This is a genomic window from Halocatena halophila, assembly GCA_027563145.1.
Classification (GTDB): Archaea; Halobacteriota; Halobacteria; order Halobacteriales; family Haloarculaceae; genus Halocatena; species Halocatena halophila.
The window spans coordinates 309,742-335,146 of record CP071307.1 but is presented as its reverse complement, the minus strand read 5'-3'; the positions used below and the strand labels follow the sequence as shown (position 1 = coordinate 335,146).

The following is a 25,405-nucleotide window of genomic DNA, read 5'->3' as shown; positions in this document are numbered from 1 at the left end:
CTAGTACAGCCCGTTTTCGACGAGATGCGATGCGAGCTGTTGTGCACCGCGCGCTGCGGCGGTTTTTGGCTCATCGGGGGTGGTGACCTCGACTTCCTGCTGTAGCTCTTCGCTGAGTCGCTGTTCGAACTCCTCGACGAGTCCAGGAATACACGCCATTCCACCGGTTAGCACGATTGGCTCGGTGAGCGTTCGCTTATAGATCTTGATGTACTGGCTGGCGAGTTCCGGGAGGAACTCGTTTGCGATCTCGTTGACAGCATTGTCAACGTATCGATCGAGTGCGTCGGGGACGCTCCGTTCGATCGTGAACTCGTGGGTGCCACCGCCAGGCTGCTGGATTACGTCAGTGAATGGCTCGAAGTCGACGAAATCGCCGTGTTCTTCTTTGTATTCTCGGGCGGTCGTCTGGTCGATGTGCACCCGGCTCTGGGTTTCCTCTTCGACGTTGTCAGCGATCCACCGATCGACTGAGTTCCCGGTGACAGACCCCGTCGAAAAGCTCGCTAGCTGTTCGCCACGGCGGTATGCACAGGCCTCGAGGTTCGTCGAGCCCATATTGATGCCAATGAAGATGCGGTTGATCGCGTCCGGACCGCCACCCAGTGCTGGAATTGCACTACAGAGCGATTCTGGATAGCTGCGAACGAGCTGATTGCCGATTCCACTGGATTCGATCACGTTGGCAAGATTTTCGAGTCCCTTCTCGTTGTCAATGCCGGGACTCGCGTAGACAACCACGCTCTCTTCTGGAACGCCGATCGCACTCGAGAATTTATTGAAGAATGTCGAGGCTGTCTCCGCTCGCTCGTCGTCCTCTGGGAGGCCAGACCGGAGCATGAACTGCACCCGCTCTGGATATTCGTTGGCCGCCTCTTCACCATAGATAACCCGGTGGTCGCCAGTCAGTACGTCCTGATATGTCGCCAGGCAGGTTAGCGCCTCGTGCGTTCGCACGACACCGTCGTCGGGTTTGGCCACCACGGTGCGCGTGCTTCCCAGCTTCACCCCAACCGCATGCACGGACGCCGTTTCTTCTGCTGCTTCGGATTCTTGGCCTTCCTCAAGCATTATAGCCAACTGGTTAACAGCCACAATATATAAAACCCTGTAAATCACCTTCGTCCGAAGGTTAGAGATGTTGAAATGTTGGTGTGTGGTGTATATCGGTTGGTGGTTGGCTACAGAACGGTATTGTCGGATTTATACAGCCTTTCCTGACAAAGGAAAGTGAGGGTGTATCGGCGGGATGCTGACCATTTATAGAACACACCCATGTTTTGCAATACTGCTCACAGCACCACGATCTATGTGACTGGTCTTCGTTGGCTGGTAATTTGAACTGGTGGAAAACGATGTCGTGACCTATCCGGTGTGACGGTAGCGATATCTGCTGATTTGAAATGCAGCCATACCACAGCAAATTTTGAAAAAGTTCGTGATACTCTCTGCTTCGTTGACTGTTCTGTTAACGGATGGTATCTGGACGTAAAAATTGAATCAGAATACATTAACGTGGTGGCAGGCAACCCCTGTTGTGGAAACCGTAGAAGCTAGTACGTTGGTGTACCAGTCGCCAGAGGAAATCTACGACTTCCTCGTGGATTTCCAACAGTACGAGGATTACTCGAAGTACGTGACGAACATCGACCGCGATGGTGCGGACGATGCCGGAGCAGTGTACGACATCACGTGTTCGTGGTGGAAGATCGACTACACTGCCGAGGTAACTGTCACCGACGTCGACGCTCCAAGTCGAATCGACTGGGAAGTGAGTAAAGATGTTGATGCGCACGGACACTGGGAGATCGAACACGTCCCCGAAGAAGCGCCGGACGACGAAGATGACGCCTGTCGGGTACACTGTTTCGTAGAGTTCGATCTCGAATCGGCCGATGCAAAGGCGCTGAACCTGCCAGGAATCATCCCGATTGATAAGGTGATCGATAAGGTCAAGCCCAAAGCAGCGACGTTCGGTCGAATCGTCGCAACGCGAATGGTTGCTGATCTCGAGGGTGAACAGCGCGAACTCGACATCACGGTCCACGAAACACCGGCCACGGTGTGAGCGGGTACAATTTTTTTGTTGTGTGCGTGCTGTGGTGAGTTACTCTGCAACTGTCGATAGCATACGTTATTGATACGTGGATTACTGAAATTCTTATCAGCAATCACTTTTGGTCGGAGCGTTCGATCCATCCGTAGGGACATGATTCGACGACGTAGTGGAGTGAATGCAGTGAGGTGAAGCCAATGATACCTAGCAACTGGCGATTTTCACCATCGTTCGTGGTGAAATACTACTGCTATCAGGCGACCACGACGTATGGATTTTTCTGGCCGGTGTTCACCATTTTTCTTCGGTCACGAGGACTGTCGTTCGCACAAATCGGTCTCTTGGGAAGTCTCTCGGCGGCAACCGTCGTCGTTGGTGAGCTTCCGACGGGCTATCTCGCCGATCGTATCGGACGACGAAACGGATTGCTTTTCGGATCGGGATTGCTCGCGAGTTCGGTACTTGGCTTTCTCGTTGCACAGACGTTCATTTCGTTCGCCGTTCTCTGGGTGCTCTGGGGACTTGGCGTCGCGTTTCAGTCCGGCAGCGCGGATGCCTGGCTGTACGACGCGCTTTCAATGCGGGGTCATCAGGACGAATACACACGAATCCGTGGCCGTGGTGGGGCGATCAATCAGTGGGTAAGTGCGGGGACGATGCTCTGTGCAGGCGTTTTGTACGGGATTGGACCGTTCGTCCCGTTCGCAGTCGGTGGGCTCTTGCTCTGTGTTTCGATGGTGGTTCTCGTGTCGATGTCCACTGTTGGGTCCTCGAGTGAGTCTTCTGATACTACGTTCACGCCGTTCGATGCGATGGCGGTCATCCGTTCTCAGTTGCGTACACCCCCGCTTCGTTCGTTTGTGTTGTATCTGGGGCTCTTTTTCGCAATCATATCATCAGCTGACATATTCATTCAGCCGATTACCGTTCGGTCGCTCGGATTTCCACACGCCTGGCTGGGGCCGCTGTATGCCGGGTTCACTGCCATCGCAGCGATCGGTAGCTACGGTGCGGCTGAGCTTGAGTCTGCTTTTTCTACACGAACCATGGTGGTGCTGGTACCGGTCGTCGTCAGTGTCTGGTTCGTCCTTCCAGTACTGGCTCCGTTCGGTGCGCTCGGGCTATTTTTCGTCATGAAGTCTTCACGCTCTGTGTTACAACCGATTGCGAGCGGCTACATCAATACACACACCGAGTCTGTTGGTCGAGCGACGATTCTGAGCGCCGTCTCGATGGTGTACGCCCTTGTGCGACTCCCATTGAAGCCGCTCGGCGGGGTCGTTGCTGATCTCACCTCTCCGATCGGTGCCCTCGGAGCGCTCGGTCTGTTCTTTCTGTGTGCTGGTGGGCTCGTCAGTCTCTGGGAATCTCCAGTCACGCGATCCGCATCGCGTTCGGAAGGGACTCCCAAATGAGGGCCTGCGTTGGAAAGTGTGTGATTTCTCTGTGGGTCGTTGTCGGTGAGAATGATACTGAAAGTAACCGAAATAATTTTCAAACTATTATCCATCATGGTTGTCACAGATTCAAATGAAACGGTATCCAAAACTCCCAACGTACGAATCTGGGGCCCAGGACGATCTTCTCTCGTCGGGGACGATCGTCGTCACCGAAAAGCTGGACGGATCGAACTTCCGGTTTACGTTCGATGAAGACGAGGGTTTCACATTTGGATCTCGGAACACGGCCGGTGAGCAGCTACACCACAAACAGTTCAGTGAACCGATCTCGTACATCAAATCGAACTGTGAGACGGACGCGCTGTCGTCGCTACAGGAAGATCTCGGCCAGCTCGTGCTCTTTGGTGAGGCGATGATTCCACACACGATTGCCTACGACTGGGATCACACGCCAGCGTTCGTCGGATTCGACGTGTGGAACGTCGAGACCCAGAAATTTTATCACACCGAGCAGGCCAAGGAGATCGTCGAAACCGTTGGACTGCCGTTCACTCCCGTTGTGGATGCAGTTTCTGTAGATACTTCTGAGGAGTGGGCTCCCTCGATCCCTGAAAGCGCCTTCTACAATGGAGTGGCCGAAGGTGTCGTGCTGAAGAACCACCAGACAGAAAGCTACTACAAACTCGTTCGTGAGGAGTTCACAGAAACGCTCAAACGGAGCCCAACCAGGTCAGATTTCACTGACACGGAGCGAATCGTCGAACAGTACGTCACCCCCGCGCGTATCGAGTCCGTTGCCCATCAGCTCGTTGGAGATGGTGCGTGGGAGAAAATCGAACTGCCGATGATGGAAATACTTCCACAGGCGGTGATTCGCGATATGATGACCGAAGAAGGCGGCTCGATCGTGATCGAAGAGGATGTCGAACTCGACACCAGGGAGCTTCGATCGCTGGTTTCTGATAAGTGCGTTTACGTCATCAAAATGATCAAAAACAGACGAGAGAACTAGTTAGTGTTTGTTGATATTCGTCACCCCAGGGAAGAAATATACTCCAGCGACCACAACAGAATCTACCCGATAACCACCAGACCAATTCCACCTACGATCATCCAGATACTCCTGTTGAGGTCTTGTGCACACATCACTCGACTGAACACAGTTAATCCGGCACTAATACAGAGACTCGTGACGGTACACGCAAGCATCGGTCCCGATTATCCGCCTGGCCTGGTGGTTTCGTCCATCGTACGACGAATCATTCATGCTACACGTATACTACTGTATCGGCTTGGATACTCAATCATATTCACACCCATTTCATTATTAATCACATCGATAAGATAATATTCGAATATACTGTGGAATAAATTATGGCACATTCAGACGAGCGTACTGTGTTTCGTGCGCCGCCGGCGGCGTTGGCCGACGAACAATCGCAACTCGAACCGTTCGAATGGTATGAACGAATGCGTCGTACAGCGCCAGTTCAGTACGACGACAAGCTCAACCGGTGGCATCTGTTTCGATACGAGGACGTGGCCACCGTCCTCCGGGACCACGAACGGTTCACCGCCGATATTTCGAGCACGGATATCGAGCTGGTTGATGGCGATCCATTCGAGACGCCTGGAACCACCACGTCGATGCTCCGGACGGCCCCACCAGATCACAGCCGCCGACGGTCGTTTGCGACACCGCGATTTCAGCCGGGAACCATCGCAGAGCACCGAGAGGAGTTCGGCGAGATAGCTGCAGACCTGCTTGATTCGATCGAACCCAACTCGACCGTAGAGCTGATCGATGCGTTCACGCATCCGTTTCCTATCACCGTTATTGCGTCGCTGCTCGGCCTTCCAGCGGTCGAGTACGACCGATTCCGGGAGTGGTCTCTCGCGACGACTGAACTATCACCGACGGATGCGTCTGCAGCACGGCAGGCCCGAGAAGAGATGCGATCGTATTTTTCGAAGCTCGTTCGAGATCGTGCCGATGGCGACGGCGACGACCTCATCAGTCTCGCAGCGTCCAACGATGCGCTTTCTCACGAAGAGACCGTCACGTTCTGTACGACGATTCTTGTTGCAGGAAACGTTACGACGGTGAACCTCATCACCAGCGCGCTGTGGTGTTTCGCGGAATTCGACCTGTTCGATGACGTTCGCTCGGGTGCAATCGATCGGGAGACTGTCATTGAGGAAGTGTTACGATACCGCCCACCAGCCCAGTCAGTTCGTCGTGTCACGACCGAACCGGTGACGCTTTGTGGGACACAGATCGATGCGAATGAACTGCTCGTCGCGTATATTGGTTCTGCAAACCGTGATCCAGTCCGGTTCGACGAACCAGAAACGTTTGTACCAGAGCGCACACCGAATCCACATCTGACCTTTGGTGGCGGTATCCATTTCTGCCTGGGTGCACAACTCGCGCGTCTTGAGGCCGATATCGCGATCGAATGCCTGCTTGATCGGTTCTCGGTGATCGAACCTGATTGCTCATCGCTTCGGCCACAATCACTCGTATACGGTGTTCGTGAGCTCCCCTGTTATCTAGAGCCGTGACCGAGCATCTCAGTCGGCGGTGTCCGCTATCACCGGGATCGTGTGTTTCGGAACGTCCGTTCACGTAATCCTCGCTACGTGATGTTTATTGAGATGCCAACCGGTGTGTGTGTCACAACCGTTACGATCGGGCCCGGACACAGGAGGTTTCCTCACGGCTATGCTATCTCACCACATGACGACGACCGAAGCGCTAGCGCGATTCGTACAGTCGGTCTCGATGGATGAGCTCTCCACATCCACCCGCGAGGAGCTAAAAAAACGGCTTCTCGATTCGATAGGAATTGCCATAGATGCGCTTGATGCAGAGCCAGTAGCCGTCGTCGAAGAGACCGTGCAACTGGCGAATGCCGGCGAACAGTGTACGCTCTGGGGCCAGGGAGAGACTGCCTCGCCGGTCGGTGCCACGATGTACAACACAGCACTGACCCGGTATCTCGATTTCATGGACTCGTTTCTCGCACCCGGAGAGACGCCCCACCCCAGTGATACCATCGGAGCAGTGATCGCGGCCGGCGAGTACGTCGGTGCGTCTGGTGAAACACTGCTCGAAGGTGTGGGAGTCGCCTACGAGGTTCAGGGCGAACTCGCCTGGAATGCACCGGTTCGCGATGAAGGATGGGATCACGTGACACATACGATCATTTCGGCGACCTGTGGTATTGCAAAACTGCTCGAACTCGATGTCGAGACAACTCGCAATGCGATCGGTATCGCCGGAACTGCCCACAACGCTCTCCGCGTGACCCGAACGGGGGGCATTAATGAATGGAAAGGAATTGCCTCTGCAAACGCCGCTCGCAACGCCATGTACGCTGCTTTGCTGGCGCGCAATGGAATGGAGGGACCAACGAACCTCTTTGTGGGACAGAAAGGCTGGAAGCAGGTGATCAGTGGTGATTTCGACCTCGATCTCGATCCGGGTTGTCGGCGAGTTCACGACGTTATGACCAAGCGCTACGTCGCCGAAACGTACGCTCAATCCGCCGTCGAAGGAATCATCGAACTCACAGAGCGCGAGGATCTTGCGGGGAGCGACGTTAAGACCATTCGTCTGGAAACGTTCGCCGGCGCAAAGCTCATCATCGGTGGAGGAGAAGGCGATCGCCACTCGGTCGAAACGAAAGCCCAGGCGGATCATTCGCTCCCGTACATGCTGGCTGTGGCCCTGCTCGATCGCGAACTGGGAAACGACCAGTACGATCCCCGTCGCATCATTCGTGACGACGTTCAGAAACTGCTTGGGAAGATCACCGTTGAGGAAAACACGTCGTTCACCGATCGATTCGACGCCGGAGAGATGCCTGCGCGTCTGATGATCGAACTCGAGGATGGAACCACACACGTCGTCGAAAAAGACGCCTTTGAGGGACATCCGACAAATCCGATGGACTGGGACCAGATCGAACGAAAGTTCCACGACACTGCCCGAGCGCAGTTCGAGGGAAATCGACGCGATGAGATCGTGGCGGTCGTTCGGGAGATGCAATCCAACGACGTTGACGATCTCGTTTCACTGTTGGAATAACGACAACAGATCATCACGCAACTCGGTACTGATGTGGATACCGGTCCTTTACTAAGTGCGTGGCGAGCCCATCGTGGCCCGTATCATGGTTGAGCGAGCGTTCGAGTTTCTGCATCACAACGAGCGGGCAGAAAAGCCACGAGACAAGGGAATCACGGAGATCAGAGGACCGTATTACGACCCGATGGGTCCCCGAGAGCTCCGAGATATTCTGGAGACAATGGGTCGGTACGTCGACATCTATAAGTTCAGTGGTGGTTCGTTCGCGCTCATGCCAGAGGATGCGGTCACCGAACTGATTGAGATTTGCCACGAGTTCGACGTGAAGGTCTCTACTGGTGGCTACGTCGAGAACGTTCTTATTCGGAACAACGACGACGTTGAGCGCTATTTCGAGGAGGCCGCCCGGCTGGGATTCGACATCGTCGAGCTTTCGAGTGGCTTTCTCGCGATCAGCACCGATGATATGGTTCACATGACCGAACTCGTTGCGGAGGAGTACGATATCGCACCAAAACCCGAGATCAACGTCCAGTTCGGTGCCGGTGGTGCCACCGATCCATCGATCTTGGAAGAGCAGGGCCAGCAGGATCCCGAACAGGCGATCGAAGAAGGCAGACGCCATCTGGAGGCCGGAGCAGAGCTGTTGATGGTTGAAGCAGAGGGCATCACCGAGGAAGTAACCGAGTGGCGGACGGACGTGGCGTATCAGATCGCCAACGCACTCGGGATCGAGAATCTCGTGTTCGAAGCACCCGGTCCGGAGATGTTCGAGTGGTACATCAAGAACTTCGGCCCCGAAGTCAACCTCTTCGTCGATAACTCCCAGATCGTCGAGCTGGAATGCATGCGATCGGGACTCTGGGGGAAGGCGACGACATGGGGACGGACGGTCACGTGGAAGGGTGATCGATAGCTAACACATTATGGCCCGTCGGTTACGCTCCGTTTTAGCTTTGACCTGATGGATTTTTCACAGTCTTTATAGGGTGTATTCAAGCCACCTTCGTTTCAAATAAGAACTTTCAGTCTTCGTCGCGTTCACTTTCCAATTTGCACCGTTATAACCTTCGAGACACTGTGACAATCTGGAAAGTGCGGCGAGCACAACGAGATACCACCTGTTACTTAATATTCTAGCGAAAAAATATATTCAATGTTAGGATAAGTATAGAAGTGATGTCTGAAAAGAACTTATCGGTCGGTATTAATCGGCGAACTGTACTCAAAAAAGTGGCCGCGGGAGCAACCATCTCGGCTGGCTTCGCCGGAAATGCAACGGCCACGCAGCGACGTGGTCCATCCGAACAAGAGATTCGAGAGGCGACAACTGGTTATCGCAACATTGAGTCGGTTCGCAAGGCCTTCGCAAATCGACCTGCACTCCTCGAAACCATCGCAGACGCAGGCCTCATCGAGGAGGCGTCCATCGACGCAATTGGTATCGTTAACGAGCCTGCAAAGAACGGACAGAGCCCTGAAGGGATCGTTTACGACGCACAACCTACAGAAGACGGCGCAACGCCGGAAATACGTGTCTCCCGGAAATTTGATGACGGTTTGCTGGTCATGGCTGTACGGCCAGAGATCTCTGATGACTATGCAGCATTAATTCCTCCCGGAGTTGAGGATGATGATGACGTTATTATGCTATCGGAGCCAGCTCCGAAGGCTACTATGTGTGGTGGTTGTCCCGACAACAAGTGCTGCACCGAAACGTGTGGTTTCTGTAACTGTGGTTGTGATCCCTGTCCGAGCTGTACATGCTGTTATTGCTGTAACTGGAACTGTAAGTGCTGTGAGTGTGGGCTGAATTGCGTTTTCGAGTGTCCGTAGCCAGGGAGATGTTTTCTGGCGCGACGGGGTTATAACCGTTATATCTTAGCTTGCATATATTGATGGTTCTCGGATTATGGAGCTGTCTAATATGTGTTTTGGCTTCGCGATACGTCAATGATCGCCAAGATTCCGATCTCCGAATCTAGCGCCTCTGGATCAGTGCTCTCTTCGGGCTGGTAGAAGGACGTAACGATCATCTGGTCGGGTGCTGTCGTTTACCGTCTCACGGGTCTAGAAATTGTCTCTACCATTCTTGATGCTCTGGACATGGATGCGGAGCAAATCGGTTCACGGCGAAAAACGGCTCTCACTGGTACTGTTGTGACTGAGCCACAGATGGTCTGTGGGTTCAGCCACGCTTTTCCATTAAGTGGTTCTGGCATAAGGTGAAGATATAGACGGAGTTCTACAGCAGTTATTCGGCTAGTCAGTGGCTATCGGAGTGTCGCGTAGGTGGATCTTGAATAATAAGATACCACGTTTTCATACCACTACACTCACACGCAATGTGATGTGTTCAATTGTTGCCAAAGGTTCCCCGTAATGATCACGAACTGTTTGGTGATCCTCACTCCGTAGGTTGGAGAGAGCTATTATCTTTGATACACCAGTCTTCGCCGAGCGTATCCGCTTTGGTGACCATTATCCGAGCAAACACAGCAGAAGTAATTGTTATAGAAGGGTTATATTAGGTAATCAAACTGTCCACGCAAGTGAGAACCATGTATTTGGACCGGCAATCCCGTCAGCTGATAATCCCTGACCACGTTGATATCGCTCAACGCCAGCCTCTGTGTTCGGACCGTAGATCCCGTCGACCGCTGTGTCATATCCATAGTCGTAGCGGAGTTGATCCTGTACAGCCTTGACGGGGATTCCTTGGCTTCCTCGGCTGGTCGTGATGATCAAATTAGACCAGGTTTCAGATCCGACAATACCGTCAACTGACAACCCATTAGCGCGTTGGAAATTGCTTACCTGCTTTTTTGTGTTTGGTCCGAATACTCCGTCAACTCCGAGTGAATATCCATGGGCCTGTAGAAAATACTGAATTGCGTGGACCTCACGTCTGCCCAGTTCCTGATCATTATGTCCCTGTCTAAAGACTGGCCAGTCGCTTTCAGCGCTAGCTGTGCCAGTGGCGATCGTACTTCCGAGGCCACTGATAAGGACAGTCGCGCCTGCCTTCTGTAGGAAGCCACGACGACTCCGGAGTAAGCTCTGTTCACTAGTTGAATCAACTGATTCATCAGATCTATTTCTATCCTGATTCACAATATAATATTTATAATGTTTGGATATTAAATTATTCGAATATAGAATACATAATGTATTATAATGGATAAAAATCCATGCAGAATCTATATTGTGGAATATATAGGTCTCTGGAGAAATCTCACTCATGGGGGTGCAGTCATACTGGCCGTTTAAGATAGCGAGCAACGTGTAGCGTCCATTCTGATCGTTTCGTTTCTTGTGGACGGATTAGCCGTAGTAGAGCAGTGGGCGGTGGTCGTATTTTTCTGTAAGTTCGGTGATGTGATCATCTCCAAAGGCGAGCAACTGTGCAGCTTCTTCGGGGAAGTATTCGTTAAATTGGGCTGCTATTTCACGGTCACGGTCATAATCTCCTTTGCGTGTCTCGGCTGGGAAGAGGCCGTGTTCAGATGGTGTGTAGACGGTGAGTACACCGGCATCTGAAGTGTCGCTCATCTGTGCAATGTACACGACCTCGATGCGATCACTACACTGTGCTATCCACTCTACGACAGTGGGTTTGAGTTCGTGTGCATCTATGGTGGTACTGCACCGTCGTCCGAGTGCTCCCCACTCCGAATATATAGTAGGGGTGATGTACTCTGCCTTTTCGGATCGAGATGCTGTAACAACCTTCTCAAGCAGTTGTGCTTCGAGCGAGTCTCTTAACGCCTCAAGTAATGTGTCGTCTGTCGGGTAGACCGTGTATCCGAGCCATGAACTCATACTATTTCACATACCTACCAAGCAATAAAGTAGCGTGCTAGTGCATAGTATGCACAGAAGGAACTCTTCGGTACAGTACGCGGGATGAGGGGCAAGGCTGCCACCTGGTCAACGTCGATGTGTGCACTTTTCCTTTAAGTAGTTCTGGCGATAAGGTAGAGATATAGACGGAGTTCTACAGCAGTTGTTCGGCTAGTCAGTTGACTTTGGCGTATTGAGCCAATAGTCTCTTTGAACATTGATCAACGGATAGTTTCTCCTCACCACTCGCGAGTTCCATGCCAACGGTTGAGTCAGGAGAACGTTTGTATGGGATTGGTCAGCTCGCACGGTAGTTACGGACCGTTTGAATGATCTCAAACATCGTGATATATTATAAAAAGCCACATACTGGTTCTGCCGTCGGAAGATTATCGGACGAAGTGGATAGCCGTCATTCTCTGTGTTTCGGTAACTGTAATGAAACCAGTTCGTGATCTTACTCCTCTGGCATCCCTGTGAGATAAAAGACAACTGCAAGCCCTGTTGCACTCCCTACAGCGGTAGGTACTGCGTTGAGGAACGTGTCTCCCAGGATCATAACCCCGAGGAGTATTCCAGTGCTGAATGCAATGAGCCAGGCCAAAAGCGCATACTCAATCGATGAGAGCGTCTGCATCCAGGCATCTATTCTGTTATAGAGTGGTTGGATTTGCATCGTAACTGGTGGCTGTGATGGGACCATTCGAACATAGTATCTTCGCAGTCGGAAGTAATAGCGTTACCGATATTATCTTATAAAAACAATTCAACACTAAATTATGATTACAAACGGTGATACTCCACACCCTGACGGAAAATGTCAGACTTCTCTCTGCCGCGGGACCGTGGTTCGTCGCAGCTATTGCAATCGATGTCATCGCCAATATTTGGGACTTTCTCGCACTCCCAGGACTATTGACGTCCCCTGTGGATTCACTTTCTTTCGCATTTGTCGCAACTGGTGTTAGTACCCCTGTACTGCATTTCTCGCTGTTGGCCGCACTCGAATCACTACGTAACTGCAACGCTGCAATACTCCTGACTTCATAGCCTGCCACCAACCACAGCACATGTGATTCTGCTGCGTGCAGAGTGCTCGGTTACAACAACCAATCGTGGGCGAATTTAGGACTCATACTCTTTAGATTCGATCACGGCGATTAGCCACATGACTTCCGCGCTGAGATCCTCACCTGACGGTTCGAGCCAGACGCCTTCGTTTTCGACGCCGAGAATCATACAGAGCGGACTTTGTTCATGTCGCACGAAGGGGATCATGGATTTGAGAAATGGATCAGCGTGAGCTGCTGGCAGTCCTGCGACCTTGAGTGCCGAATCAGCAGCCATCATCTTCGGCGGCGTGATCCGCCGATTGTGTAACTCTTGGATGAGATTTTTTATCTCAATGTAGTACCGTCGTCTCGGACTCATTACCCAGATGGGGCACGCAATATCCCGTAAGTTTACCGAATTAATTCGGCCTTTCTCCCGAATCACCACCGGACTTATGACTATTGGGAATATACTTCGCATATGGCCACCCACGACGGGGTCGATTCGGACGACGCTTCCCCCCAGGTAATTGGGTCGGATCGGTCTGTCGCAGAAATGGATCCCATAGAAGCAACGATCGACAATCACCCAATGGTTCAGATCTTTACGCCACCGAGCAGACTGAAAATCCTTGCTACAATGGCGGGCCGGTACGGGTCCGAGTCTGCGCAGTGGATTATCGATCAGACCGAAATTCATCCAGATACCTTCTACGAGCAGGCCGCGATATTGGAGGAGTGGGGGTTGCTCACAGTTGATCACGTTGAGGGCAACAGCAAATTCTATCGGAGCACTGACGGCCAGTGGAATGAATTAGTTACTCGACTATCAAGTGAGTTCGCTCGCTTCCAACCCCACCGGGATGATTTAGATCTGCCGGACGACGAGGATGACGCCCCATATTTCGAGCGTGTGGAGTGACGTTGGATCGTTAACTTCGATTATGTACCGTTCGCCACCGGCTCTGAAAACTTTCTCAGGGTATGATTCATCAAGAACGCTCTCGGTGATCTGTACCAGCGAAAGAACTCAATACGGGGAAAATAACGACACTAAAAATCCGCATCGGTGAACGCGAACGGACGCGCAAAGAAACTTGCAACCATTCGACTCGTGATATTTTCCATGATGAGATATGCAAAATGGCAGACATAATACCACTTGATCTCGACGAATTATCCGCGAACAGCTAATGACACCCTGTGTTGACTGCCTAATTGACATCGATGTGTGCACTTTTCCTTTAAGTAGTTCTGGCGATAAGGTAGAGATATAGACGGAGTTCTGAGACTTTTGTTCAGCTAGTAACAACTTTCCAGAGTCCCAGTCTCGACATTTCCGCACTATGATTGCTCCGCTTTGAGATCCTGGAGCGCTGCAATTCGGCGTTCTGTCGATGGGTGGGTGTTCAAGAGAAATTGAAACAGCTCGAGAATGGACCGTTCAACATGAATCACACCGGCGGTAATCCAGTCCGCATTTTCGCTTGGGCTGTGCGTGATTGGTCCCCATGATTCGCGTGGCAGAATCGACATCGTTGCCAGCTCTGATCGCTCTCTGAGATCTGTTTCGGGGGATGACGTGGTTTGCCCATCGAGTGTGGTGAGTGCGCTGGCCAGCGCTGCCGGTGAGCTGGTAACCCGTGTGGCTGTCCGATCGGCAACGATTTCTCGCGAGCGTGAGAGAATCGAAACGAGCGGTCGGCAGAGACATTTCATGAGTCCACCCACCACCATGAGTGCGTACGCAACGATGTGATGTGGGGGTCCAACTCGCAGCACTGAGAAAATGAGTGAGAAAATCAGAACGATGCCCCCGACGATGATGAAGGGGATAATTGTGATCACCCACAGTATGCTCCGAATGAGACTGAAATCGGTTTCAGTGCGGGACTGATTCGTTGTTCCAGCTGGCTCAGCAGTCTCTCTGGTTATGATCATCTGCTGTGCACGGTGTAGCAGCCCACCTGCAAGAAGGGCTGGCAGCGAGGCGATCGTCATTACGATTGCATCCATGTTGGCGATGTGGGCGAGTTCGTGTGCGATAACTGCCTCGAGTTCTTCTTCGTCTAGCATATCGATCGTTCCCTTGGAGAGAATTAGCGTCATATTCCCTGGTCGATAGCCCCAGGTGATTGTCTCAACTCCGGATTTTGGTGTAACGGCGATTGTTGGAACTGGAATATCGAGTTGTGCAGCAATTCTGTTCGTGATCGTGTGAATGGTGGGGAGCGCTTCGGGCGCTTTCACGGCTGCAGTCTCTGGTTTGGCGTCGATAATCGGAACAAGCTCGTGATAGACGAATCCAATGAGCAGCCAGATCCCGATGACGTTCGTGTTTACCTGCTGCGTTTTGGCGTCGACTCCCAGTATCATCATCGGCACCCAGACTGTGGTCTCAATGAGCCGCCAGATGGCGGTGAAAAAGACGGCTGTCAGTCCCATAAGCAGGAATAACGATAGTATCATCCGAAGCGTAAGATGCCAGTTGATCGCTGAGCCAGTTCTCCAGCTCGAAAACAGCAACGAGACGACACCAACACCGACGACACCGAGTATCGCTGGGGCAGCTGTAGAAGAGACTGCTATCACCGTCTCAATTACGGAGACGACCGGACTACCGATCGTGTGCCACAGCACGATTTTGGTGAACAGTCCACCGGTGAAGACGAACGTCCCAACCATACCACTGAAGACAATCGCCCAACCGAGCCGTATTGCGCCGCGTTTTGCATCCAGATCTGATAGGGCGTCCACAAAAAGCATCAAGAATCCAACAATCAACAATAATTGCAGGTATACTTTTGGCGACGGTGTAGTAGCCGCGAATGACGGTTGAGTGAATACGTAAAAAATAGTTGAGGAAACTAACCAGATTGACACCGAAGACAGGAAAAAATTGAGAAATTTGGCATGGAGGTTGTAATCTCCATCTGCTTCGTTTACATCAGGAACAGTAGTTACCACATCAAGTAGGTTTCCAAATAGGATAAACGATATTGGATCATTCCCGGAATCAGTAGAATTGCCGGTCGCAGGTTCCGTTGCCGTCGAATCAGTGTTCTGATCAGATGATCTATCCGTGCTGTCAGCAGTCCCGTTCAGGTCTCTGAACCCAGTGTATCCGTACAGCTCCAGTTCACAATCTGTACAAAGGATCAGTGTCTCACCCGCCAGATCGTACGAGGAGAGATCTGCTGGGTCTTCTATCTCAGATTCGCAATCCCAGCAAACGTGGTCTTCAGGTGTCCGCATTCGGGAGACTGTTTCCGGCGCATCCGGATGTGGAAACAGCGGTGCCTGCTCGCGAGCGCGTCCAACCGAATCGTCATCCGGATGCATGACTGCGTGACAGGTCCTGCACAGTGTGATGAACTGTGCTTCCTGCTCGGAGCCTTCGTGCTCAGATTGTTCCACGAGCCGGTGGATTTCGAGCGAGTCGTTCGTCTCACGACAGCGCTGGCAGCGGTACGCATCCCGTTCGAACGTTTGCTGGCGAACCTCCGATAAAATCGCATCAGCTTCCGGGTCCGGACGATCATCCATGCTACCTATTCTGATTTGTGGCTATCGGATTATTATCTTTCACTTCTCATATCGATTCGGCACTCGGTTTTTTATATCGAACGCCCAGTCCGGGATGGATTGAGTGCCCCTGGTCTTTAGCGCGTTCGGGTGACCGTTGGTTCTGTGTTTGATGGGCTGTCTCAATCGCGGTCGAACGGACCCATCTGTGTGATCACGACGTTTTCTATTGCATATCGTCTACCAGCTGCCATGGATGTGACACTGCTCGGATCGGGTGATGCTGTGGGGGTTCCCGCACCGCTGTGCAATTGTTCGTATTGTACCGACAGTCCACGACGCCGGCGACCGGGACTCCTCGTCGAAACCGAACGCGCCACGGTGGTTCTGGATGTGAGCCCGGAGATCAAAGAACAACTCCACAGAGCTGCTGTCTGTGAGGTTGATGGCTTTTTTCTCACTCACCACCACTATGATCATGTTGGTGGATTGGATGAACTCGCCCACGCGGCGATGGGATTCGATTCCCACGTCGGTATTGAGGATGGATATCTCTCACCAGAGACGTTCACAGTGGATGAAAAGCCGAAGAACCCTGTGGTCACCGTCTATTTGACCCCAACGGCACTCGGTCGCATCACAGATTCCAATCCCAGACTGACGAACACGGTGGAGTTTCGGACGATCGATCACGGAACTGCTGTAACTGTTGGTGACCTTCGCATTGTCCCGTTTCCCGTACAACATTCTCGTCCACAGTTCGACACACTGGGATTTGCCATCCACCACGTGGGAAGTAACGTTGTGTACGCACCGGATATGTGGTCGTTCATGGATGACGTGGAATACACTGCTGCCGATATTCTCTTTGTGGAGGGAGCGGCCCTCTTTCGGGCATTTGGTCACGGAGAGGAGTCGGATCTCCGCTCAGCACTACAGACCGCAGACGCAGAACGCACCGTGCTCCTTAACCTCAACGAATATTTACAGCGTATGACAACAAAAGAGATGGAGGCCGTTGTAGCTCAAGATGGATACGAACTCGGATCGGATTTTGCCACATATCGGCTGTGAGGATACCCAGCTCTTGCATTGATATCCCGGTACGCAGCGTTGAGTGGTTTCGGATTTCTAAGAATCAAATGATTCGCTGTCAGATTCGAGCCGCTGGATCCACCACTGGGTTCGGTGGATCGTCTCCTCGATCGAATCCCCACTGAGACACAACGCGAATTCATCGTCGAGATATCCACAGTTCAACGGACAGTCATCGTCTGTGGCCTGTCTCATGAGACTCTCTCGCAGCGGAGATTCTCGCTCAGCTTTGACTGTGAGCAACTGCGTCAGTTGTTCGAACGTAATTACGTTCGAACAGTAGACGCCGTGGCGCAACAGCGCCTCGTAGACGGCAATGCTTTCGACCACGTCCTCCTCGCTGTCGAACATCGACACGTTCGAATTCATGACACGACTACTATATTCTTCCGAAATCAATTGCGGATAGGAGCTAATTTTGATCAGCAAACTTATGAAGTTGGCTACGTATATCTGGATATGGCTCAGTCGAATCCGTCATCGGATGGTCCAGACCAGGTGGATGCGACGACGCAGACGAACGCGTTCGATTCGGACGCCCAGTTTGTCGACGCACCGTTCGAAGAATCCCCGTTGCTGACCGTGTTTACGCCCGAGAGCAAACTCAGAATCATTCAGGCCTTACAGAACGCCGTGCGACCACTCCCGACCTCAACGCTCTGTGAACGGGCGTCGATCACGCCCAACACATTCCGTGAGCAGATCGAGACGCTCATCGAGTACGAAATCGTCGAGGTGGCACACACGCACGGCAACTCGGATTTTTATCAGCTCGCCAACCCGGCATTTGATGTGAAACTCCACGAGCTCGTGGTCGAAATCGCCGCACATTCGCCAGCAGTTCGACAGCCAGCGTCGAGTGAGGAGTCGTAGGACCTTCGGTATACAGCTGTGTGTGCAGGGATCTCTATGTGATATAAAATCCAAAATATAATGTCCGTATAATATTCTTTCCCGGCCACAGCCGTGGACTTTCTGAGGATTGCGTTGCTGATTTTCTCGGTTATTTTGGCTGTACTCTTATTATATTATATATCAACACCATGGTTGTAGCCGAACCCACGGTCAAAATAAATTGCTCAGTCTCTGATTGGCCGAGAGTCGTCCCAATGTATAATCCAATACAAGCAATGGCTACTGTGATAATTCTATTGCGATCCCATTGGAATAATATGTCTCATATAGCTTTCATTGGGATAAAAATACGGACTCATAGAGAATAATTCCTGCCTATCGTATGCTATTCGATGTTCTATTCAGTGTCATATCCATCCCTTCTGGTGGCGTATGCTATAGCAACTCGTGGGAAATTGTGTTGGAATACTAAAATCAACTCTCCTGTATCAATTTTCGACTCCTTCAGCCATTACTATCAACATCCCAGAAGGCAGTGAGTGGCCACAGCCATAGTGTCAGCTACGATCTATACTTCATATGATTTCTCATTCCGACATTACTGCGTTTCTGTCGTGGTCAGTCCTTCTGCGAGGGATATAATGAGCAGATCCATTATCTGGTCGTAGTATCCTTCTTCATACTCCTCGTACCTGTCCTTGTGCAACACCTGGAGAGCAATCGTACTCAAAACCCCGAGAACCGTTGCTGGATCACGTTCTGCAAACGGCCCATCACTCTGCTCTTGCAGCGCCTCAATAAAAGGGAGGATGTCCGCCACACCCTCCTGTTGAATTTTCTGTAGTAGTTCTGGGGAGACGTTCCGGAATATCTCCCGGTAATTGTCTTGAGTAAATGTCTGTTGGACGAGCGGGTTGGTCTCAAGATACTCCCTGTAGCATCGAAGCACCCGTTTGAGACCTTCACAAGGGTCTGTCACTTCGTCCAACTCTTCGCGAACGTTCTCGTAAAATTCCTCACTCGCTTGCTGAAGAATCACGAGATACAAATCTGCTTTTGCGTCGAAAAATCGGTAGAACATCGGCTTAGAGATACCGACTGAATCAGTGATGTCCGTGATTGTGGTTTTCTTTGGTCCATGAGTGAACATCAAGCTACGGCCTGTCTGAATGAGGTCCTTTCTGATGCGTTCGCGTTCCTCGTCGCTAAATCCGGGCATGTCATGCTGTTCGGTTGGTTAATAAATAAACTAGTCGGTTAACGAGGTATACTCTATTAACCGAAACAGTTAGATAGTAATAGAACAGAGGAAAAGACATGTCAGCTATTACCGTGACTGATCTAACGAAAGACTACGGGACTGTCCTTGGCGTCGATTCCCTGTCGTTCACCGTTGAGAAGGGGGAAATCTTCGGCTTCCTTGGCCCAAATGGAGCCGGAAAGACGACAACAATCCGGACGATTCTGGGATTGCTCGATCCAACCACTGGAACGGCCACGGTACTCGGCACGGATGTGAGCGACGAGGACGCGTTTATCGGCGTAAAACACCAGATCGGATATCTGCCGGCTGAGCTCGGATTTAACGAGGCTGTTACGGGCAACGCACTGCTTGATTACTACGCGTCGGTCAAGGGAGATCAACGACGGACGGAGCTTCTTGAGTTGTTCACACCGCCACTCAATCAACCGATTCGTGAGTATTCGAGTGGGAACAAGCAACTCCTCGGCATTATCCAGGCATTCATGCACGATCCCGACCTCGTCGTCATGGATGAGCCGACTTCCGGGCTTGATCCACTCAACCAGGCACAGTTCAACGAGTTCATCAGAGACGAAAAGGAAAATGGAACGACAATTTTCTTCTCGTCGCACGTTCTGAGTGAGGTCCGACGCGTCTGTGATCGTGTGGGAATCCTCCGAGAAGGTCGCCTTGTTGGGCTTGAGGATATCGAATCACTGGTGAATCGCAGCGGAAAACGCGTTCGGGTTCAGTTAATCGACGGCGAGAGCGTGGATCTATCGGCGATTGATGGTGTGATAGACATCACGACGATGGGTGATGAAATGCAATTCACATACGCCGGTGACTACACCACGCTCTTCAGACAGCTTGCGAACTACGGGATTCTCGATGTCGAGATCAGCGAGCCCCCGCTTGAAGACGTGTTCATGCACTACTATGGAGATCCAGATTCACACTTGACCGATGGTAGCAGGGAGGAAACTCATGTTTGAGACGGCTCAGTATGAGGCGAACCAGCGACTCCGTTGGACGGTTGGACTTACAGCAAGTGTCAGTCTTTATGTAGCGTTTTTGCTGTCCTATTTTCAGTCGCTACCCAAGGAGCAATTACGCTCAGCGGTGGATGCGATCCCACAGGTTATGCTCGAAGTGTTTGGCATCGTCGAGTTGTCCACTATCGAAGGATGGCTCGCGGCGGAGGTCTATAATTTCGTCGTGATCTGGGCCCTTGGGATCTATTTCGCGTACACTGCGGCAGGCCTGATTGCTGACGATATTGAACACGCCCGGATGGATCTCCTCTTGTTGCTTCCATTCTCCCGGTCACGCCTCCTCGCAGAGAAATTTGTCTCGTTGTTCGTCCCGATTATCACTGTAAATGGTGCCCTGGTGGTTGTTATCTACGTTGCAGCCCTCGGCATCGGTGAATCCGTTGATCCAGTTCGCCTAGTGATGGCTCATGTACTTGCTATTCCATATCTGCTCATCTGTGCAGCGATCGGCATCTATCTGTCAACGTTGTACGATCGAGTGACCGTCACACAGCGAATCGCCGCGGGAATCGTCGTCGTTCTCAATACAATCAGGTTCGCAGCGTCGGGGACGGGGCTCGCGTGGATAGCGTATATTAGTCCACGTGCGTACTATGATCCATCAGCGATCTTGATTGATGGGACTTATAATGTAACCTTTGCTTTCATCTTGCTTGTCGCAACCGTTGTGCTCGTGCTCGTCAGTCAACGCCGATTTCAGCGAAGAGACATTAATCGATAACCGGGATATCCACGATCAAGACGCATTGTCTGGACTACCCTGATATGTCCGTGCTATCGATTTTTCAACTTCATGCTCGCGTGCGTGCTGTACAACACATGGTGGCCGGTTGACCTGATTGTGAAGCTTTCGCTCGGGAATATCCGAGCATTTGCTGCTGTCAACAAATCCTATATCAGCTCACTCTCGGTCCGCTCTTCGAGCAGATCGTTCCCAGCCGCGCTATTCCGGGTATGTTCAACAATGAACGGCGACGTTCCGATCGAACCGTCATCGAGTTCCGGGACGTCTCCAACACGGTCTGAATGGTTTTCATACGCTGCTGTGAATGCCACAGCAATCGTGAACTCAGTGTACTCCTCATCAGCCTCGGGATCTGGAAATCCGAGCTCCTTGGCCAGTGTATACCACCAGAAATTGAGCACTGCGTAGTGAGATTCGTCCGTTCCTTCATGAATGGGGCGGGCCAGGTCGTCGTCGACCCAGTCTTCGAGCTGCTCTAGCCCGTCGTTCGTCCGGAGCCACTGCTGGACATCATCGTTCGTGAAGTCATAGAGTAGCTCATCATCGTCGTCGAAGTAAAGATCTGACAACTCTTCCGTAGCGCTGCTCTTTCCGTCTCCGCCGAAAATCGACGACAGAGCGTACAACAGTCCCAGGACGACGATGACGACGAGCACGAGCCCGCCGAGCTCTCCGCCGCCTCCTTGAAGCACCGTACTCGTGATCTTTGCAATCATTTAACTGTCTCATACTCTCACTTTCTTACTGATATATCTTTTCACAAAGAAAATATGGGCTGCAAAGGGTCTGTTCCGTACTCGTAACCGTATTCGTGCTGTTCTCAGCACTCACGTCGGCGTTGAGACGGCCACCGAATCGATGAGTGCGTCCTCCCGATTGAGGCTAGTCTTCTGAAAATCGTTCTGACAGTGCGTTTCGTCCACGCACCCTCCAGCTGGTCTGCATCGTCGAGAATGATGATCTGTCACGAACCATCGTAGTTCTGGAGTCGGGCGGTCAACTCGTCGTGTGGATTGTTCTCATCGCCGTGGCCGTACCGGGTCGAGAGTTGTCGTCTGACGGCTGTGTGCTTTCCGTCCGTTTGCCCGTTAGCGTGGTGGTGGTGAGTGCATCGTCTGTCCCTGGTTGTGGCTGGCTGAACGCTCGTACTCGCCGACTTCGACGGGGCGCTTCTGGTCGGCTGATGAGTTCAATCACTTGCGTCGAGAGTACGAGAAGCGGCGTGCATCGATCCAGCAGTGGGCTCTCGTTACGCCCACAAAACCATCGAGATGTTGGGCAAAAAGAGTCGGCCGCTTCGAGATACACCGACACACGGTGGCGAACGAACTCATCGAAGAGGCCATCGAGTGTCAGAAGTGTGTGTATGAAAACCACGCCAACTACAACGTCACCAGAACTGCTATGCAGTTCTGGTTGGCTCACGAAAGCGAAGCTTTCCAATGGTCAGGAAATCTTTGGTTTCCCTTGACTTCACTCCGAGGCGATTTACCCAAGAAATACGTCGACGATATTGCTCGTTCTGGAGCTTTCAGCGCGATACAGCTCTGAGTAGCCACAGTTCGTACACGAGACCACTTTAAAGCTGTTTGTCTGGATGTCGAATAATTTACTCAATCCACCACCAGTAGTGGAAATATCTCCCACCTCGGTGTCTGTGTGGTTGCATTTCGGACAGCCACGGGTGTTCATATCGGAGACCATATGCCAAATTAGCGGCACAATTTGATAAATATTTCGTCGGCTTGACTGCGTGGTGCTCTCAGTCGCTAAAATGGGTGTCCACATCGACCGTAGCTTTACCTCGGTGACGACCGACAGTGTAATTGATGCATCGAATCGGCATCCTGGGGCTAGACAGCAGTCATCCGTCGGCTTTCGCTTCGGTTCTCGAGCGTATGCCGTCGATGACGATCTCGGGGGTGTGGGACGGCGGTGCAGTTCGTGAGCCAGCAACGGTTCAGTCGTTTGCACAGACACACGACGCCACGATCGTTGATTCACCGGCGTCGCTGGTCGACCACGTGGATGGCGTCATGGTACTGTCGGTGAACTGGGACACCCATGTGTCGCTGGCCACACCGTTTCTGGAGGCCGGCGTGCCGGTGTTGATTGACAAACCGCTCGCCGGTGATCTCGAATCGCTCGCTCGGCTTGAGGAAGTTGCGGGTCAGACGCCGCTGTACGGGGGATCAGCACTGGGATATCACCCAACCCTGCTGGAGTGGCCCACTGGTGGAGCCAAACGCCAGCTCTGGGTCGCCGGCTACGAACATCCGTTCTACTACGGCGCTCATCTGACGTCGACTGCCCGTCGACTCGCCGGCGCGGACTGGCGGTCAGTCATCCCGACTAACCAGCCCGGACAGACTGTCCAGGTGACGTTCGAGAACGACGTGGTGGCGACGATCCGATTCGACGGCGGCGACGATCCGGGCGCGTTCGGCCTGCTCGACGTTGGTGAAGTAACTCGGACGACACTGATCGAGGGCAGCAATAGTGACGAGCGCCGATCGATGTACGAATCGTATCTTGCTGGCTTTCGGGCAACGATCGAGGGATCGATCGACGAATCGGCACGGTTGCTCGATGGCGCACGGTTGTTGCTGGCAACGCGTGGTGCCCTCGATCATACCGAGCGTCTCGAGCCGACGAGCCCAACACTCGCGGACGTACACGCCGACGGCAGGTCGTTTCTCGAGAGCTACCAACCCTACGTTGCACACTCTGGCAGTTCGACGAACTGATCAACGGGCGTGTTCGGCTCGCGTGACGGTGTTTTCTAGCACGCCAACGCCCTCAACCTCGACGGCAACGGTGTCTCCCGCAGTGAGCTCGCCAGGACCAAATGGGGTCCCAGTTGCGACGACATCACCTGGCTCGAGCGTGATCAGCGAGCTGATTTCGGCAATGAGCTCGGGGATCGAAAAGAGCAGATTGTCCCGCGAGGACTGTTGTTCGGTCGTGCCGTTCAATCGGAGCTCGAGCGTTGCGTCGGCTGGAACGTCGTCGGGGGTCGCAACAACTGGACCGATCGGACAGGAGGCGTCAAACGCCTTCCCTCGTACCCAGTTTCGTTCCTCGCGCTGGTCTGGACGGTTGGAAATATCGTTCACGCAGGTAAAGCCGGCGACGTACGACATGGCAGCCGATTCGTCGACACAGCGACACTGCTCGTCGATGACGACGCCGATCTCCGCCTCGTACTCGATCGGCGAACGATCGGCCGGCAGCTCGATCGCCCCGCCGGGAGCAACGACACAGTTCGGCGTTTTCAAAAACAGTTCGGGACGATCCGGTCGTTCTTCCTCCCGGCCGGATTCGAGCCGGTGGTCAGCGTAGCCGCCCGCCTGGCAGACAATTTTGGTCGGTTGCACTGGTGGAAGGAGCGTCACTTCCGCCGGATCGTACGTCGTTGCCGGCGTCACGATCCCATCGTCGGTCCACGTTCCTGATCGGGGCTGTCCGGCTGGATCGCTGAATCGTACGGTTCGCATCGATACCGAGTGTGTTGTCACCCCGTATCAATATGTGTTCGGACTCATCCCAGGGCGAAATCGGCGATCGCCCAGACGTGCGGGTCGCTGAGCAGTGGATCATCGGATTCGTGTGTCATACGTGTGAGAACACGTTGGCGCTCGAATCCGTGTGCCCTGAGCAAGTCGTTCGTGTGCTCGCTTGCGATCACGTCGAGCAGACAGTCCCCAACGGCCGTGTGGTGGCCAACCGCACCGAGGAGCGCCGAGGCGGTGCTAGCATCTGGTGCCACGAGCGGCCCGATCTGGGATGCCTGCCTGCCTGGTCGAACCATGACGTAGCCCAGCGGATTGGTCTGAGTGCCCGCGAGCAGGACCGTCGTTTCGTGGGCCTCGAATATCGAGTTGAGCAACGCTGTGCGATTGGGGCCAACCGCAGTTCGATCGCAGTCGATCACGGGAGCAATCTCAGTCGCTGGTTCGATAGTAACCGTGTTGGTCGCCCCTGCTGTGGGTAGTCCTGCCCATCGCTCGACCGTGTGCGTATCTCGAAAGCCCTGGCGTTCGTACAGGCCTCGCCCGGCCGTTGTTGCATCGAGACCGACAGCGGCTGCCTGCTCACGCGCGTACGACAGTCCACGTTCGAACAGCGTAGACCCAAAGCCTTGCTGTCGGTGGGGCTGTGCCACTAGCACCATGCCGATCCAGGCCACTGCTCGGTCGAACGTGAGAACTGTCGTGGTCGCAACCAGCTCGCCATCGACATATCCACCGAAACAGCCGTCCGGAGCGAGTTCGAACAGCCGCTCCCAGTCGGCCGGACACTGATTCCAGCCGGCCTGCGTCGAGAGCGCCATCGCCGGGGCCAGATCGTCGTCACCGAGCGGTTCGATCCGGAGCATACCACACAATGTGTGCCAGCCGTGCTAATCTTACCGGTGGCACAAGCGACACATCAGCTGGGACC

Annotated in this window: 25 protein-coding genes and 1 pseudogene; 14 read left to right on the top strand and 12 right to left on the bottom strand. The window is 52.9% G+C overall.

Annotated features, from left to right (window positions below):
- On the bottom strand, positions 1-1,071 hold the full coding sequence (locus tag JXQ78_RS15690; RefSeq protein WP_330633465.1) for a rod shape-determining protein: 1,071 nt from the start codon (positions 1,069-1,071) through the stop codon (positions 1-3).
- Positions 1,072-1,537: 466 nt separating this feature from the next.
- Between JXQ78_RS15690 and JXQ78_RS15685 the strand changes: the two genes are divergently transcribed.
- From JXQ78_RS15685 to JXQ78_RS15655, 7 genes are all read left to right on the top strand, one after another.
- Positions 1,538-2,068 carry an SRPBCC family protein gene (locus JXQ78_RS15685; protein ID WP_330633464.1) on the top strand — a complete coding sequence of 177 codons (531 nt, stop codon included), beginning with the start codon at positions 1,538-1,540 and terminating at the stop codon, positions 2,066-2,068.
- A 185-nt stretch (positions 2,069-2,253) separates the two neighbouring features.
- A complete protein-coding gene (locus JXQ78_RS15680) occupies positions 2,254-3,471 on the top strand; it encodes an MFS transporter (protein ID WP_330633463.1) in 1,218 nt (405 codons plus the stop codon).
- Positions 3,472-3,586: 115 nt separating this feature from the next.
- On the top strand, positions 3,587-4,468 hold the full coding sequence (locus JXQ78_RS15675) for an RNA ligase family protein (protein ID WP_330633462.1): 882 nt from the start codon (positions 3,587-3,589) through the stop codon (positions 4,466-4,468).
- A gap of 362 nt (positions 4,469-4,830) precedes the next feature.
- On the top strand, positions 4,831-6,021 hold the full coding sequence (locus JXQ78_RS15670) for a cytochrome P450 (RefSeq protein WP_330633461.1): 1,191 nt from the start codon (positions 4,831-4,833) through the stop codon (positions 6,019-6,021).
- Positions 6,022-6,196: 175 nt separating this feature from the next.
- On the top strand, positions 6,197-7,549 hold the full coding sequence (locus tag JXQ78_RS15665) for an MmgE/PrpD family protein (RefSeq protein ID WP_330633460.1): 1,353 nt from the start codon (positions 6,197-6,199) through the stop codon (positions 7,547-7,549).
- Between the two features lie 85 nt (positions 7,550-7,634).
- Complete coding sequence (locus tag JXQ78_RS15660) at positions 7,635-8,465, top strand: phosphosulfolactate synthase (protein ID WP_330633459.1); 831 nt, start codon at positions 7,635-7,637, stop codon at positions 8,463-8,465.
- Between the two features lie 263 nt (positions 8,466-8,728).
- Positions 8,729-9,385 (top strand): hypothetical protein, encoded by a 657-nt coding sequence (locus JXQ78_RS15655; protein ID WP_330633458.1) that lies wholly within the window; start codon positions 8,729-8,731, stop codon positions 9,383-9,385.
- A gap of 699 nt (positions 9,386-10,084) precedes the next feature.
- Here the strand turns inward: JXQ78_RS15655 and JXQ78_RS15650 are convergent.
- The 4 genes from JXQ78_RS15650 to JXQ78_RS15635 all read right to left on the bottom strand — a co-directional run bounded on the left by JXQ78_RS15650 (position 10,085) and on the right by JXQ78_RS15635 (position 12,823).
- Positions 10,085-10,792 carry a peptidoglycan-binding domain-containing protein gene (locus JXQ78_RS15650; protein ID WP_330633457.1) on the bottom strand — a complete coding sequence of 236 codons (708 nt, stop codon included), beginning with the start codon at positions 10,790-10,792 and terminating at the stop codon, positions 10,085-10,087.
- An 81-nt stretch (positions 10,793-10,873) separates the two neighbouring features.
- On the bottom strand, positions 10,874-11,371 hold the full coding sequence (locus JXQ78_RS15645) for a hypothetical protein (RefSeq protein ID WP_330633456.1): 498 nt from the start codon (positions 11,369-11,371) through the stop codon (positions 10,874-10,876).
- Positions 11,372-11,849: 478 nt separating this feature from the next.
- Positions 11,850-12,068: a hypothetical protein gene (locus JXQ78_RS15640; RefSeq protein ID WP_330633455.1), complete on the bottom strand. Its 219-nt coding sequence runs from the start codon at positions 12,066-12,068 to the stop codon at positions 11,850-11,852.
- A 449-nt stretch (positions 12,069-12,517) separates the two neighbouring features.
- A complete protein-coding gene (locus JXQ78_RS15635; protein WP_330633454.1) occupies positions 12,518-12,823 on the bottom strand; it encodes a hypothetical protein in 306 nt (101 codons plus the stop codon).
- A 102-nt stretch (positions 12,824-12,925) separates the two neighbouring features.
- Here JXQ78_RS15635 and JXQ78_RS15630 point away from each other — a divergent pair, with 102 nt between their 5' ends.
- The gene (locus tag JXQ78_RS15630; protein ID WP_330633453.1) at positions 12,926-13,366 is read left to right on the top strand and encodes a helix-turn-helix transcriptional regulator; all 441 of its coding nucleotides are present in this window, start codon (positions 12,926-12,928) and stop codon (positions 13,364-13,366) included.
- A gap of 422 nt (positions 13,367-13,788) precedes the next feature.
- Here JXQ78_RS15630 and JXQ78_RS15625 read toward each other — a convergent pair whose 3' ends face one another.
- Positions 13,789-15,990, bottom strand: a complete 2,202-nt coding sequence (locus JXQ78_RS15625) for a M48 family metalloprotease (protein ID WP_330633452.1) — start codon at positions 15,988-15,990, stop codon at positions 13,789-13,791.
- 231 nt (positions 15,991-16,221) lie between these two features.
- On the opposite strand from JXQ78_RS15625, the gene JXQ78_RS15620 reads away from it, so the two are divergent.
- Positions 16,222-17,043 carry an MBL fold metallo-hydrolase gene (locus JXQ78_RS15620; protein ID WP_330633451.1) on the top strand — a complete coding sequence of 274 codons (822 nt, stop codon included), beginning with the start codon at positions 16,222-16,224 and terminating at the stop codon, positions 17,041-17,043.
- A gap of 57 nt (positions 17,044-17,100) precedes the next feature.
- On the opposite strand, the gene JXQ78_RS15615 is transcribed toward JXQ78_RS15620, so the two are convergent.
- Positions 17,101-17,433, bottom strand: coding sequence for a hypothetical protein (locus tag JXQ78_RS15615; RefSeq protein ID WP_330633450.1), 333 nt, complete (start codon positions 17,431-17,433; stop codon positions 17,101-17,103).
- Positions 17,434-17,523: 90 nt separating this feature from the next.
- On the opposite strand from JXQ78_RS15615, the gene JXQ78_RS15610 reads away from it, so the two are divergent.
- Positions 17,524-17,937: a hypothetical protein gene (locus JXQ78_RS15610; protein ID WP_330633449.1), complete on the top strand. Its 414-nt coding sequence runs from the start codon at positions 17,524-17,526 to the stop codon at positions 17,935-17,937.
- A gap of 580 nt (positions 17,938-18,517) precedes the next feature.
- Here JXQ78_RS15610 and JXQ78_RS15605 read toward each other — a convergent pair.
- Entirely contained in the window at positions 18,518-19,138 is a 621-nt protein-coding gene (locus JXQ78_RS15605; protein ID WP_330633448.1) for a TetR/AcrR family transcriptional regulator, read from the bottom strand.
- Positions 19,139-19,236: 98 nt separating this feature from the next.
- Here JXQ78_RS15605 and JXQ78_RS15600 point away from each other — a divergent pair, with 98 nt between their 5' ends.
- Positions 19,237-20,157: an ABC transporter ATP-binding protein gene (locus JXQ78_RS15600; protein ID WP_330633447.1), complete on the top strand. Its 921-nt coding sequence runs from the start codon at positions 19,237-19,239 to the stop codon at positions 20,155-20,157.
- Positions 20,150-20,938 carry an ABC transporter permease subunit gene (locus JXQ78_RS15595; protein ID WP_330633446.1) on the top strand — a complete coding sequence of 263 codons (789 nt, stop codon included), beginning with the start codon at positions 20,150-20,152 and terminating at the stop codon, positions 20,936-20,938. Before JXQ78_RS15600 ends, JXQ78_RS15595 begins: the two co-directional genes overlap by 8 nt.
- Before the next feature lie 170 nt (positions 20,939-21,108).
- Here the strand turns inward: JXQ78_RS15595 and JXQ78_RS15590 are convergent, their stop codons facing one another.
- Positions 21,109-21,678 carry a hypothetical protein gene (locus tag JXQ78_RS15590; protein ID WP_330633445.1) on the bottom strand — a complete coding sequence of 190 codons (570 nt, stop codon included), beginning with the start codon at positions 21,676-21,678 and terminating at the stop codon, positions 21,109-21,111.
- A 439-nt stretch (positions 21,679-22,117) separates the two neighbouring features.
- On the opposite strand from JXQ78_RS15590, the pseudogene JXQ78_RS19130 reads away from it, so the two are divergent.
- Positions 22,118-22,312, top strand: a pseudogene (locus tag JXQ78_RS19130) (RNA-guided endonuclease TnpB family protein); the annotation flags it as partial.
- Positions 22,313-22,450: 138 nt separating this feature from the next.
- Here the strand turns inward: JXQ78_RS19130 and JXQ78_RS15580 are convergent.
- The gene (locus JXQ78_RS15580; protein WP_330633443.1) at positions 22,451-22,666 is read right to left on the bottom strand and encodes a zinc ribbon domain-containing protein; all 216 of its coding nucleotides are present in this window, start codon (positions 22,664-22,666) and stop codon (positions 22,451-22,453) included.
- 125 nt (positions 22,667-22,791) lie between these two features.
- Between JXQ78_RS15580 and JXQ78_RS15575 the strand changes: the two genes are divergently transcribed.
- On the top strand, positions 22,792-23,709 hold the full coding sequence (locus JXQ78_RS15575; RefSeq protein WP_330633442.1) for a Gfo/Idh/MocA family oxidoreductase: 918 nt from the start codon (positions 22,792-22,794) through the stop codon (positions 23,707-23,709).
- Here JXQ78_RS15575 and JXQ78_RS15570 read toward each other — a convergent pair whose 3' ends face one another.
- A complete protein-coding gene (locus JXQ78_RS15570) occupies positions 23,710-24,459 on the bottom strand; it encodes a fumarylacetoacetate hydrolase family protein (RefSeq protein WP_330633441.1) in 750 nt (249 codons plus the stop codon).
- A 44-nt stretch (positions 24,460-24,503) separates the two neighbouring features.
- Positions 24,504-25,340: a GNAT family N-acetyltransferase gene (locus JXQ78_RS15565; RefSeq protein ID WP_330633440.1), complete on the bottom strand. Its 837-nt coding sequence runs from the start codon at positions 25,338-25,340 to the stop codon at positions 24,504-24,506.
- Between the last annotated feature and the right edge of the window lie 65 nt (positions 25,341-25,405).